Raw genomic sequence first — 12,263 nt, 5'->3', positions numbered from 1 at the left:
TCAGCCCAACTCCGCCAGACTGTTGAGCGCGGTCTGCACCGCGTCCCGTTCCGACTGTCGTTCGGCAAGGTTGGCCCTGGTCTCCTCCACCACCTCGGGCGGGGCGGACCCGGCGAATTTCGGATTGTTAACTCTGCCCTCTATGCTTTTGATTTCCTTGTCGAGCTTGGCCAATGACTTGTCCAGTCGCGCCCGTTCCGCTGCAACGTCGATGATGCCGTCCAACGGCAAGGCAAAGCGGCTGCCCATGGCGGTCACGGCGATCGATCCCTTCGGGGCCGCGCCTTCGGTCAGGCCTTCGATCCGGGCCAAGGCAGCAATCATCACCGCATTGGTTTCATAGGACTTTCTTGCCGTATCGTCCCAATCAACCGCGACCACAGGGACGTAGGCCCCGGCCGGGACGTTCATCTGCGCGCGCGCAGAACGCACAGCTTCGATGAAGGCGATGACCCAGCGGATTTCTGTTTCAGAAGCAGTATCAATGTCTTCCGAGGTGACGTTCTCAGGCCATGTGCCATGGACCAGCATGCCGTCGTGACCGGTGACGCGCCACAACTCCTCGGTCACGAAAGGCATGAACGGGTGCAGCAGGGTCATGCAGTTGTTCAGAACCCACCCCATGACGGCCTGCGTTTCCGCTTTTTCGTCAGAGGCTTCGCCCTGCAACACAGGCTTGGAGAATTCGACATACCAGTCGCAGACCACGTTCCAGACGAACTTGTAGAGCGCGCTGGAGGCATCGTCGAACCGATATGCGGCAAGGGCGGCATCGACGTCTTCGCGGACACGCGCAGTTTCGCCGATGATCCAGCGGTTGACCGTCATATTCACGTTTTGGGGTAAGTCCGCACCGCTGGTTAACGCAAATTCCACGTCATACATTCCGGCAAACCGGACCGCGTTCCACAGCTTGGTCGAGAAATTGCGATAGCCGGTGACGCGCGCCGTCGACAGTTTCAGGTCCCGACCCATCGAGGCCATGGAGGACAGGGTGAAACGCACGGCGTCGGCCCCGAATTCGTCGATCAGTTCCAGCGGGTCGACGACATTGCCGAGACTTTTCGACATTTTCACACCCTTGGCGTCCCGCACAAGCGCATGCACGTAAACGTCTTTGAAAGGAATGCGGTCTGCGACGGGCCTGGATTGGTCGGTGACGGCCAACTGCATCATCATCATCCGGGCGACCCAGAAAAACAGGATATCGAAGCCAGTGACAAGGACGGACGTCGGGAAGTATTTATCGAGTTCGGGTGTCTCTTCGGGCCATCCCAACGTACCCAACGGCCACAGGCTTGAGGAAAACCAGGTGTCGAGGACATCCGGGTCCCGGAAGGCCGGTATCGTCTGCGGACTCTGCGGCTGACGGATCTTGCCTTCGGTTCGGGTGTTCAGACCGGCAAGATCGTCGCGGATCACGTCGAGCGCGGCGGACTCATCCTCGACGAAACGTATGTCGGCGTCATCGCCGTGGATCAGGCGAAGTTGCTCCAGCGCCGCTGCCTCGGACGTTGCGCAAATCGGCAGCCAATCCGCATCACCATCGGGGTCGAGCGTGTACCAGACCGGCACCTGATGCCCCCACCAGAGTTGCCGGGAAATGCACCACGGTTCGATGTTCTCCAGCCAGTGGAAATAGACTTTCTCGTCCCCCTTGGGCAGGATACGGACGGTTCCGTCCCGCACAGCGTCGATGGCGGGCTGCACGATTTTCGCGGTGTCGACGAACCACTGATCGGTCAGCATCGGCTCGATCACGACCTTGGAGCGGTCGCCATAGGGCTGCATGATTGTCTTGGATTCGACCAGCGGAACCAGAGCCAGTTCGGGCGGTATGCCGCCTTCCTCGAAGCTGTCGGTCGGGGCCCCGGCCTGTCCATCGGCGGGCGCGGCGGAGGAGGCGGACTTGCGCCCCAGGCGGGGGTCGCTTTCGGGGACCATGACGGCCAGCCCTTCAGCGGTGATATCCTCGACCACGCGTTTGCGCGCCTCGAACCTGTCCAGCCCGCGATAGGCGTCGGGCACGAGGTTGATGGCGTCGATCTCGGCTTCGGACATTTCCTCGCCGTCGCGGATGGCCTTGGCTTTTGCTGCCTCCTCGGCGTAAGGCGCGCCGTCGTCGCGCATCGCGGCGGTGGTGTCCATCAGGCGGAAACACGGGATATTGCCGCGTTTGGCCACGGCGTAGTCGTTGAAATCATGCGCGCCGGTGATCTTGACCGCGCCCGAGCCAAAGTCCTTGTCGGGGTATTCGTCGGTGATGATAGGGATCAGGCGGCGTTGATCCTTCGGCCCGACCGGGATTTCGCAGAGTTTGCCGACGATGGAGGCATAGCGTTCATCCGTCGGATGTACTGCAACCGCGCCGTCGCCAAGCATGGTTTCGGGGCGCGTCGTGGCAATGGAAATATAGTCGCGAACTTCGGTGAACAGGATTTCACCATTTTCATCACGTTCGGTATATTCATAGGTCTCGCCATCGGCGAGCGGATATTTGAAGTGCCACATGTGGCCCGGCGTCTCGATATTCTCGACTTCCAGATCGGAAATCGCCGTCTCGAAGCGCGGGTCCCAGTTTACCAGACGTTTGCCGCGATAGATAAGGCCGTTGTCGTACATATCGACGAAGACCTTGATGACGGCATCGTGGAAATTCTGGCTGCCCGGCCTGACATCGGAATCGCCCGGTGCCCCGCCCATGGTAAAAGCCTCGCGGTCCCAGTCGCAGGACGCGCCGAGGCGCTGAAGCTGACTGATGATGGTGCCGCGCGATTGCGTCTTTTGTTGCCAGACCCGCTCCAGGAAGGCGTCGCGGCCCATCTCTTGTCGCGATGGCTCACCGTTCGCGGCCATGTCGCGTTCGGTCACCATCTGTGTGGCGATACCGGCATGATCGGTTCCCGGCTGCCACAGGGTGTCGAAGCCGCGCATCCGGTGCCAGCGCGTCAAGATGTCCTGCAAGGTGTTGTTGAAGGCATGGCCCATGTGCAGGCTGCCGGTGACATTGGGCGGAGGGATGACGATGCTGAACGTCTCGGGACGCGATGCATTGGCCCCTGCGCGGAAATATCCACCGTCGATCCAGTCCTTGCTGATCCGCGCTTCGGCGGATTTTGCATCGAATGTCTTGTCCATTTCGGGCCTCATGTTCTGTTGCCCCGGTCCTAGCGCGACGGCAGGCGAAGGGGAAGGTGGACTGGGGGAGGTGCATGGCTGGACTATGGGACGCGGGCCGCTAGTGTCCGCATCAGCACCTTCATTCCGTTCGGAGACATCCATGGACAAGTTTGGCCTGAGCCAATCGACACGACGCACTGAAGATCCCCGGTTTTTGACCGGGCAGGGCGCTTACGTTGACGATACCGCGCCCGCAGGGGCGCTGCATGCCTATGTCTTGCGTTCGCCCGTGGCGCATGCGGATATCACTTCGCTTGACGTGTCCGAAGCCGAGACAATGGACGGTGTGCGCGCCGTGCTGACGGCCGAAAGCGTCGAGGCGGCAGGCGTCGTGAATAACCTTCCGACGGCGGTGGCGAAGAATCGCGACGGATCGCGGGCGGCGGACCCGCAGCGGCCGTTGCTGGCCAGGGACCGTGTGCGGTTCGTGGGCGAGGGCATCGCGATGGTCGTGGCCGAGACGCTGCAGCAGGCGCGCGATGCGGCGGAGGCCATCGAAATCGACTTCGAGGAGCTGGACGTCAAGATGGACGTGGCCGATGGCGGCCCGACGATCCACCCCGAGGCCCCGGACAACGTCGTCTATGACTATGCCAAGGGCGACGAGGCGGCGTGCGACGCGGCCCTGGCCAAGGCGGCGCGGGTCTTGGACCTGACGGTCGACGACAACCGCATCATCTGTGCGTCGATGGAACCGCGCGGGTCCTGGGCCGAGGTGGAGGACGACCGGCTGCACGTCTGCGTGAACGGACAGGGTGTCTGGGGCATGAAGGATCAGCTGGCCAAGTCGTTTGGCATCGACAAGTCGTCGGTGCGCGTGACCAACCCCGATGTGGGCGGCGGATTTGGCATGAAGGGGATGAATTATCCCGAGACGGTGCTGGTGGCGCATGCGGCGCGCGAATTGGGCCAACCGGTCCGCTGGATGGGCGACCGGTCCGAGGCGATGCTGTCGGACAATGCGGGCCGCGACCTGATCTGCCGCGCCAGGCTGGGGTTCGACGCCGACAACAGGTTGATCGCCTACCGGATGGACAATGTGGCCAACATGGGGGCCTATAATTCGGGCTATGCGCAGCATATCCAGTCGGAACTGTTCAGTAAGGTGATGCCGGGCTGCTATGACGTGCAGGCCTGTTTCATGACGTCCCGCGGCATCTTCACCAATACCACGCAGGTCGACGCCTATCGCGGGGCGGGACGTCCCGAGGCAATCTATGTGCTGGAACGTGCGATGGATTTCGCCGCCAGAGAGTTGGGGGTGGACCGGTTCGAATTGCGGCGCAAGTGCTTCATCCAGCCCGATCAGTTCCCCTACGAGAGCGCGATGGGCGAGACCTATGACGTGGGCGATTTCCCCCGTGTGCTGAACCGCGCCATGCGCGAGGCGGACGTGGCCGGGTTCGACGCGCGGCGCGAGGAGAGCGCCACACATGGCAAGCTGCGCGGGCTGGGCCTGTGCTATTATATCGAGAGCATCTTGGGTGACCCGAGCGAGAGCGCCGAAATCGAGTTTACCGATGACGGCCGCGTGACGCTTTACGTGGGCACGCAATCGAACGGGCAGGGGCACGAGACGGTGTATCGGCAATTCCTGTCAACCGATCTGGGCATCTCGCCCGACCTGATCGATATCGTGCAGGGTGACAGCGACCGCATCGCCATGGGCGGCGGCACCGGCGGGTCACGGTCGGTTACGACGCAGGGCACCGCGAACCGCGCGACGACGGCCAGGGTGATCGAGAAGTTCACGCCTTTCGTCGCCGGTCTGATGGATGTGGAGACGGTCGACTTCGAAGACGGCGGCTTCCGCGCCGCAGGATCGAACACGGTGATGACCGTACTGGAGGCCGCCGCCGCCGCGCGGGAAGCAGGTGAGACGGAGCTTCTGAAAACCCGCGAGACCGCGACTCTGCCGGGGCGCAGCTTCCCCAACGGCGCGCATCTGTGCGAAGTGGAAATCGACGGCGATACCGGCCATCTGGAGGTGGTGAAATACACCGTGGTCGACGATTTCGGTAACCTGATGAACCCGATGCTGGCCGAAGGTCAGGTGCATGGCGGTGTCGTGCAGGGCATCGGTCAGGCGGTCAGTGAACACGTTGTCTATGACGAAACCGGGCAGCTTCTGACCGCGTCGTTCATGGACTACGGCATGCCGCGCGCCGTGCAGGTGCCGATGATCGCCTTCCATTCCGAGCCGGTACCATCGACGGCCAACGTGCTGGGCATGAAGGGCTGCGGCGAGGCGGGGACGGTGGGCGCGATGGCTGCCGTCGGTAATGCCGCGCTGGACGCCCTGTGGGACCTGGGGCTGCGCCGGGTCGACATGCCGTTCACGCCATCGCGTGTCTGGTCGATGCTGCAACAAGCGAAGGGTTCGATTGCCGCTGAGTAACTTCATCACTCGCCTGTTCGGGCGCGACACGGCGGGGATCACCCGTAATGTCGCGCGCGCGCAGACGCACGTGGTTCTGATCGACGGGACGTTTTCGTCGTTGCAACCGGGAACCGAGACGTCGATCGGACTGACCTATCGCCTGTTGGCAAGGCAGGGTGCGCATTGCCTCTATTACGAACCGGGGATCGAATGGCGCGGATGGTGCAATTTACCCGAAGTGATGGCCGGCGTCGGCATCAACCACCAGATAAGGCGCGCCTATCAGTTTCTGGCCGAACGCTATCGCCCCGGTGATCGTATTTTTCTGCTGGGGTATTCGCGGGGCGCCTATGCGGTGCGGGCGCTGGCGGGCCTGATCGACCGCATCGGCCTGCTGCGGCCCGAACATGCCAGCGACGATCTGGTGCTGCGGGCCTATGGCCATTATCGCGACGACCCCATCCATCCGAGCGCGCGCAGCTTCGCGGCGCAGTATTGCCATACACGGGCCGGGATAACCGCCGTCGGTGTGCTGGATACGGTGCAGGCGGTGGGTATCCGCTGGCCGATCCTGTGGCGTCTGTTTCCCAAGGTCCATGCCTTTCGGTCGCATCGTCTTGGGCAATCGGTCGAATACGGGTTTCACGCCATGGCATTGGATGAAAACCGCAATGCCTATGCGCTGGACCGCTGGCGCACGCGGGGCAACCGGACGGCCAGTGTGGAGCAGGTCTGGTTTCGCGGCACACATGGCGATGTCGGTGGGCAGTTGAACGGGCGAACGACAGCCCGGCCCCTGGCAAATGTTCCACTGGTCTGGCTGCTGTCGGAACTGGAGCGTGTCGGTCTGGACCTGCCCGGCGGCTGGCAGGATGGTCTTCCGACCGACGCGACCGCGCCGTCGGCGGGCAACTGGGGCGGGTTCGGACCGGTATTCCTGTCGCGCAGACGGCGGCGCGTGGGGCAGGACCCCAGTGAATGGCTGCACCCGAGTGCGGCGGGCCACCGTGCGGCGCGGCAGTTGCGGATCTGGGCTGCCCGGCAGGGAGACACCGTTCGGAGTGAGACGGACGCGGCCGAATAGGCACCGCGCCCGTTGTTTCATCAGATATCGTGCAGCGACTGCCGCATCCGGGCCATATGATCGTCCCAGCCCTTGTCCAGCGCCAGGATCAGATCGAACGCCGCTGCCCCTTCGGGCAAGCCTTCGTGGGTCATCGACAGCCGGGTTCCGTCGGCGACATCCTCCAGTCGCCAGCGAACCGTGCTGGTCGCCTCACCCATCGGGGCGACGGTAAAGCTGTAGTCGAGACGCGAATAGGGTTCTGCCAGAAGAACTTCGCCCCATATCAGCCTGTCTCCGCTGTCGGTTCCGAACAGCTCGTATGGACCCGCAACCAGCGGTTTCTCCGGCTTGTGGAACCAGATCGCCAGCTTGTCAGGCTCGGTCAGATAGGCCCAGACCTGTGCGGGTGAGGCCCTCAGGTAAATGGATTTCCGGAGGGTTCGGTCAGACGTCGTATGGCCGGTCATTGCATGTCCTTTTCAATGGATGCCTTGAGGCGGGAAAGCCGGTCGTCCCAGAAGGCGTCGAAATATCCGAACCAGTCGAAAACCTGCTTCAGCCCCTGGGGGTTCAGCGTGTTGATCCGGGCGCGACCTTCCGGACGCACGGTGATGAGATTGCCGTCGCTCAGAACGGACAGGTGCTTCTTGACGGCTGCGCGGGTCATGTCGAAATTTTCGGCGACCTCGGCGATGGTCATGTCCTGATGTGCAAGCATCATCAGGATGTCGCGTCGGGTCGGGTCCGCCAACGCGCGAAATGCGGCCTGCGCGGTCATGGGCGCGCCGATTCGACCTGGGCGCTACGGATCATGCGGACAAGGATGGGAAATTCGGGCATATCAGACACCTTCGTAATACCATTCGGTATCAATATATATGAAACCTTATGGTATCATGTCAAGGGTGTCACCGGACACTGCCGCTGCACAGGGTTACGCTCGCCTCCAAAGCAGAGAGTTTCTTGCCTTACGCCTCACCTGAGGGGCCTGATCCGCAGCATCGTGATCCGGTTCGCCTCGCGGGACGCGACCTCGAAACGGAAGCCATGGAAACTGAATACCTGACCCTTGGTGGGAATCGTCTGCGCCTCGTGAATGACCAGACCGGCAACGGTGTTCGCCTCGTCATCCGGCAGGCCCCAGTCGGTCGCGCGGTTCAGATCGCGGATCGTCATGGCACCGTCGATCAGATAGCTGCCATCGGCTTCCGGCAACAGCTCCGGCTCCTCGGGGTGGTCGTATTCGTCGGTGATCTCGCCCACGATCTCCTCCAGAATATCCTCCAGAGTGATCAGACCCTGCAACGCGCCGTATTCGTCCACCACCAGCGCGAAATGCGTATGGCGGCGCAGAAACTGACGCATCTGATCGTCCAGCGTCGTGGTTTCGGGGATGAAATACGGCTCCATCATCACCTGCGTCACATCCAGACGTTCGACCGCATCTATACCACCGTCCTGCCCACGGACCAGACGGTCGATGGCCCGCAGCAGATCCTTGGAATGCAGAACGCCGATAATGTTCTCCGGCTCGTCGCGATAGACGGGCAGGCGGGTGTGACGGCTGGCCAGCGACTGGTCCAGAATCGCGGCGGGCGCGGAATCGACGTTTACCATCTCGATGCCGGAACGGTGCAGCATGATCTCCTCGACGAAGCGGTCGGCCAGGTCCAGCGCGCCAAGCAGGCGGTCGCGGTCCTCCTTCTCGACGTTGCCTTCGGTATGGCCCAGGGCGATGGCCCCCATGATTTCCTCGTGCGCGGACATGATGTTGCTATCGGGGTCGGTGTCGACGCCGAACAACCCCAGAACCACACGCACGAAGGCCCGGACAGCCGAGACGATCGGACTGAACACCCGGATCACGACGGCGATGGCCGGGGCGACGCGCGATGCGGCCGACTCGGGGTTGGTGATGGCATAGGTCTTGGGCAGCACCTCGGCGAAAACCAGAACCAGCGCCGTCATTACCAGTGTCGCGATGGCCACGCCCTGTTGCCCGAACAGCGTCGTAAACAGCGCGGTCGCCAGAGAGGCCGACAGGATGTTGACGATGTTATTGCCCAGAAGGACGCTGCCGATCAGACGTTCGTTGTCTTCGGTCACGGCAAGTGCGCGGGAAGCCCCTGCGCTGCCCTTGTCGGCCTGATTGCGCAGCTTGGCGCGACTGGCGGCGGTCAGGGCGGTTTCGCTGCCCGAAAAGAACGCCGACAGGATCAGCAGCAGGACGATGCCCGCCGCCGTGCCCCAGGTCGCGCCCCAGTTGATCGTGTCGATAGTGTTTTCCATGTCGGAGTTATGCGCGGCCCCTGCACCTGCGGCAATGGGCGTCACTTCCTCTTGGCATAAATATCCCCTGTTGCGTCGCTTATTCCCGCGCCAGCGGATGATGCGTCAGCACCAGCTCCTTCAGGCGGCTTTCCAGAACATGCGTATAGATTTCGGTCGTCGAGATATCGGCATGCCCCAGCATGGTCTGGATCGCCCGCAGATCGGCACCGCCCGCCAGCAGATGCGTGGCGAAGGCATGACGCAGAACATGCGGGCTGACCCGGTTGGGGTCAAGCATGGCGAAGGCAGACAACGCTTTGATACGACTGTGAAACCAGACGCGGGTCAGGTGTCCGGCCTTGCCCCGCGACGGGAACAGATGCGGCGAGGCGGGCGCGCCGCTGTCGATCTTCGCACGCGCCTGTTCGGTGTCGCGGTGCGCAAGCCATGCGGCCATCGCATCGCGGGCAGCGGGCGACAGCGGGACCATGCGTTCCTTGCCGCCCTTGCCGCGCACCAGAAGCATCCGGGGATCGCCCCGCGCGGCGGAAACCGGCAGGCCGATAAGCTCCGACACGCGCATGCCCGTCGCATAGAGAAGTTGCATCAGGCAGGTGTCGCGCAGGCGCTCGGCCTCGGTCTCTCCCATGTCCTCCGCCGCCGACAGCAGGGCATCGACGTCCGCCTCCGACAGGGTTTTCGGCAGGGATTTCGGCTTTTGCGGGCCGGTGATGCGGATCGCCGGATCGTCGTCGCGCAGCCCTTCCTCGTGCGCGAAGCGGTAAAGGCCCCGAATTGCGGACAGGCGCCGCGCGCGGGTCGAAGCGGCCAGACCTTCGGCCTCGCAGGCGATCAGAAAGGCCTCGATCTGGGTCCGGGTGGCGGTGCCGACCCCATGGCCACGCGCTTCCAGATGGGCGGCATAGGCGTCCAGATCACGGCGATAGGCCATCAGCGAGTTCAGGGCGGCACCGCGTTCCGCCGCCTGCGCTTCAAGGAACAGGTCGACCCAAGCACTGCCGTCGCCGCTCATGCCAGCAGCAGTTGCAGAGCCGTGCGCCGGGCCACGTCCAACAGTCCGACAGACCTGAAGAACGCCAGCGCATCGGCGATATCCTGCGGATCGGCCTGGGCACCGCCCGACAGCAGGCTCGCCGCTTCCAGCAGGGCCTCGGCCAGCCGTTCGCCTTGGGCCATACGGGTCAGACGGTCGGGGGCCGGGCCCGTCAGCCCGTCTGAAATGGCCTGCATCAGATTTCCGGGCGGGGGGGGCGCAGCGAAGTCGTCCTGTGCAATGGCGACGGCGAAGGCGTCGCGCGGCAGGGTCGGACTCGCGTCGCGGGCGACGCGTTTGTAGGCGGGCGACAGCAATCCGACGCGCAGGGCCAGATCCGCCGCCGAACCGTTCAGCCTGACCTGCGACAGCCGCTCGCCATAGAGATCTGCAAAAGGCACCAGCAGTCCGGCCTCCCGCATGCGTGCCACTGCCTGTGGCAGCGCGCTGGCTACCGCCACAGGATCGCCGGCGATCAGTGCGGTGTCCAGTTTCTGGATCGAGGCGGCCCGGTCCCAGACGCCGCCCGACGCGGACGGACGCCCTTCGGTATAGAGCGCCAGTAGCCGGTTCGGGTCCAGCGCGCGGGCGCGAACCAGACGTTCCGCCGCTTCGATCTGGGATTTCCAGCCGGTCGTGGGCCGCAGATCGGCAACCGCGAAGGCCAGTGGCAGGTCCAGCGTCGGAGGCGTCTCGCCGATGCCGTCCAGCAAACGGAACGCCAGCGGAGTCATCGGACGTGGCGGAACCGGTGGCGGCAGTCCCTCGAACAATTCGGGGTCGAGAAAGTTGGCCAGCAGCGCGTCTTCCTCGTCGGTGATCATCCCCAACGCGCGCCCGGTGTCCAGCGTCAGGGCGGCGGCGGCCCAGTCGCCCGATCGAGACAGGCAGAAGATGCGCGCGGGCAGGGTGGGCGCGACGCCCGGATTGGCGGTCATCGCATCGCAGGCGCGGGTGTCGAAACCGGTCAGCAGCGACGTGTCCCACCACCGCCGGAAGGCTTCGGGATCGGTCGCGCCTGCACGTTCCAGCAACGCCTGCGCCTGATCCAGCGCACCGAAGCGCAACAGCCCGTCGATGCGCGCGAAAAACAACCTGTCGGTGTCCCCGGCGGCGCGGGGCGGGTCCAGTTCGGCCAGCATCAGCATCAGCGCCAGATCCTGCATCGCCGGTATGGCGTCCCCCGGCAGAGTCTGGATCAGGTCGGCAATTCGTTCCGGATCGGATCCGGCCACGGCATCGCGCGGCAGACCGGTCAGGCGGGTCGACAAAAGACCCACGGCGTCGCGCCGCGTCTGTCCCAGCGGCATGACAGTGACTTCCGGGCCGGTCAGGGGGACAGCCACAGGTTCGTCCATGGTGGAAGAGGCTTGCGGCGCGGCCAGACTGTCGGACAGCCAGGGAATTGCCGATTCGGGTGCGCCCTGCGCGGCGACGGCCATTGGAAGCAGCCCTGCGATCAGTGCAAGACCTGCGCAGGCCAGCCGCCGATCACCCCGCATCGATTTCGATCGTGGTGCTGACCGGGGCTGTCTCGGGCTCCATCAGATAGGAATATCCGAATAGTCCGATCGTGCCGAGCACGAGCAGAATTAGAAGGTATTTTAAAAATCGGAACATGCCTGCCTGCCTGTTATCATTGCATCCATTGTGGCGGGCGGAGATATAGTTGGCAATCGGTCAAGCGACAGGTCAAGGAAACGTCATGCGGGCGATGGGCGACAAGATGCCGGAAGAGGCGGGACAAGCGGAACGGCGTGTAACCGCCGAGACCGGCCTCAGTCTGACGCGTCCGGTCGTGCTTGTCGGCATGATGGGCTGCGGCAAGACCGCTGTCGGCACCGCGCTTGCCAGCCGTCTGAACGTGCCATTCCGCGACACCGACGAGGCGCTGGAGTCGGCCGCGCGCATGACCATCCAGGAGATTTTCGACCGCGACGGCGAGGCCTTCTTCCGCGCCCGCGAGAGCGAGGTTCTGCGCCGTCTGCTGGAACAGGGTCCGGGTATCCTCTCGACCGGGGGCGGGGCGTTTCTGCGCCCTGAAAACCGTGGCGTCATAGGCAAGTCGGGCGTGTCGGTCTGGTTGAAGGCGGACGGCGAACTGCTCTGGTCGCGGGTGAAGCACCGCACCACGCGCCCGCTTTTGATGACCGACGATCCGAAAGCGACATTGCTGGCCCTGCTGGCCGAGCGTACAGACTCCTATTCAGAGGCCAGCCTGACGGTTCAGTCCGTGCCGGGACTGTCGATCGCGCAGATGGTCGATCGCGTCATCGCCGCCCTGCAAGACGCCGCCATCCTGACATGAGGCC

At 63.7% G+C, this 12,263-nt stretch carries 10 protein-coding genes; 3 read left to right on the top strand and 7 right to left on the bottom strand.

Going from position 1 to position 12,263, the window contains the following annotated elements; translation table 11 throughout:
* The gene (locus AC13C2_RS11695) at positions 1-3,138 is read right to left on the bottom strand and encodes a valine--tRNA ligase (RefSeq protein ID WP_482886904.1); all 3,138 of its coding nucleotides are present in this window, start codon (positions 3,136-3,138) and stop codon (positions 1-3) included.
* Between the two features lie 142 nt (positions 3,139-3,280).
* Between AC13C2_RS11695 and AC13C2_RS11690 the strand changes: the two genes are divergently transcribed.
* Both AC13C2_RS11690 and AC13C2_RS11685 read left to right on the top strand, forming a co-directional pair.
* Positions 3,281-5,578 carry a xanthine dehydrogenase family protein molybdopterin-binding subunit gene (locus tag AC13C2_RS11690; protein WP_482886903.1) on the top strand — a complete coding sequence of 766 codons (2,298 nt, stop codon included), beginning with the start codon at positions 3,281-3,283 and terminating at the stop codon, positions 5,576-5,578.
* A complete protein-coding gene (locus tag AC13C2_RS11685; protein ID WP_482886902.1) occupies positions 5,565-6,644 on the top strand; it encodes a DUF2235 domain-containing protein in 1,080 nt (359 codons plus the stop codon). The genes AC13C2_RS11690 and AC13C2_RS11685 overlap by 14 nt, the downstream gene beginning before the upstream one ends.
* Before the next feature lie 20 nt (positions 6,645-6,664).
* On the opposite strand, the gene AC13C2_RS11680 is transcribed toward AC13C2_RS11685, so the two are convergent.
* The 6 genes from AC13C2_RS11680 to AC13C2_RS11655 all read right to left on the bottom strand — a co-directional run bounded on the left by AC13C2_RS11680 (position 6,665) and on the right by AC13C2_RS11655 (position 11,571).
* On the bottom strand, positions 6,665-7,093 hold the full coding sequence (locus tag AC13C2_RS11680) for an SRPBCC family protein (protein ID WP_482886901.1): 429 nt from the start codon (positions 7,091-7,093) through the stop codon (positions 6,665-6,667).
* Positions 7,090-7,404 carry an ArsR/SmtB family transcription factor gene (locus AC13C2_RS11675; protein ID WP_424338094.1) on the bottom strand — a complete coding sequence of 105 codons (315 nt, stop codon included), beginning with the start codon at positions 7,402-7,404 and terminating at the stop codon, positions 7,090-7,092. The genes AC13C2_RS11680 and AC13C2_RS11675 overlap by 4 nt, the downstream gene beginning before the upstream one ends.
* 197 nt (positions 7,405-7,601) lie before the next feature.
* Positions 7,602-8,915: an HlyC/CorC family transporter gene (locus AC13C2_RS11670; protein ID WP_482886900.1), complete on the bottom strand. Its 1,314-nt coding sequence runs from the start codon at positions 8,913-8,915 to the stop codon at positions 7,602-7,604.
* Between the two features lie 79 nt (positions 8,916-8,994).
* Positions 8,995-9,930: a site-specific tyrosine recombinase XerD gene (locus AC13C2_RS11665; RefSeq protein WP_482886899.1), complete on the bottom strand. Its 936-nt coding sequence runs from the start codon at positions 9,928-9,930 to the stop codon at positions 8,995-8,997.
* Positions 9,927-11,453 (bottom strand): hypothetical protein, encoded by a 1,527-nt coding sequence (locus tag AC13C2_RS11660; protein ID WP_092762794.1) that lies wholly within the window; start codon positions 11,451-11,453, stop codon positions 9,927-9,929. Before AC13C2_RS11660 ends, AC13C2_RS11665 begins: the two co-directional genes overlap by 4 nt.
* Positions 11,443-11,571: a hypothetical protein gene (locus AC13C2_RS11655; protein WP_281243217.1), complete on the bottom strand. Its 129-nt coding sequence runs from the start codon at positions 11,569-11,571 to the stop codon at positions 11,443-11,445. Before AC13C2_RS11655 ends, AC13C2_RS11660 begins: the two co-directional genes overlap by 11 nt.
* Positions 11,572-11,677: 106 nt before the next feature.
* Between AC13C2_RS11655 and AC13C2_RS11650 the strand changes: the two genes are divergently transcribed.
* On the top strand, positions 11,678-12,259 hold the full coding sequence (locus AC13C2_RS11650) for a shikimate kinase (protein WP_245737593.1): 582 nt from the start codon (positions 11,678-11,680) through the stop codon (positions 12,257-12,259).
* Positions 12,260-12,263 lie beyond the last annotated feature (4 nt).

The sequence above is a fragment of the Jannaschia sp. L-14R genome (genome assembly GCF_056857695.1).
Note: the sequence above shows the minus strand (reverse complement) of the source record. Positions and strands in the feature narration are given on the sequence as shown.

Coding starts and splice junctions, on each gene's coding strand:
- AC13C2_RS11650 (WP_245737593.1), top strand. CDS start 11,678: ATGCCGGAAGAGGCGGGACAAGCGGAACGGCGTGTAACCGCCGAGACC.
- AC13C2_RS11680 (WP_482886901.1), bottom strand. CDS start 7,093: ATGACCGGCCATACGACGTCTGACCGAACCCTCCGGAAATCCATTTAC.
- AC13C2_RS11665 (WP_482886899.1), bottom strand. CDS start 9,930: ATGAGCGGCGACGGCAGTGCTTGGGTCGACCTGTTCCTTGAAGCGCAG.
- AC13C2_RS11675 (WP_424338094.1), bottom strand. CDS start 7,404: ATGACCGCGCAGGCCGCATTTCGCGCGTTGGCGGACCCGACCCGACGC.
- AC13C2_RS11660 (WP_092762794.1), bottom strand. CDS start 11,453: ATGCGGGGTGATCGGCGGCTGGCCTGCGCAGGTCTTGCACTGATCGCA.
- AC13C2_RS11690 (WP_482886903.1), top strand. CDS start 3,281: ATGGACAAGTTTGGCCTGAGCCAATCGACACGACGCACTGAAGATCCC.
- AC13C2_RS11655 (WP_281243217.1), bottom strand. CDS start 11,571: ATGTTCCGATTTTTAAAATACCTTCTAATTCTGCTCGTGCTCGGCACG.
- AC13C2_RS11670 (WP_482886900.1), bottom strand. CDS start 8,915: ATGGAAAACACTATCGACACGATCAACTGGGGCGCGACCTGGGGCACG.
- AC13C2_RS11695 (WP_482886904.1), bottom strand. CDS start 3,138: ATGGACAAGACATTCGATGCAAAATCCGCCGAAGCGCGGATCAGCAAG.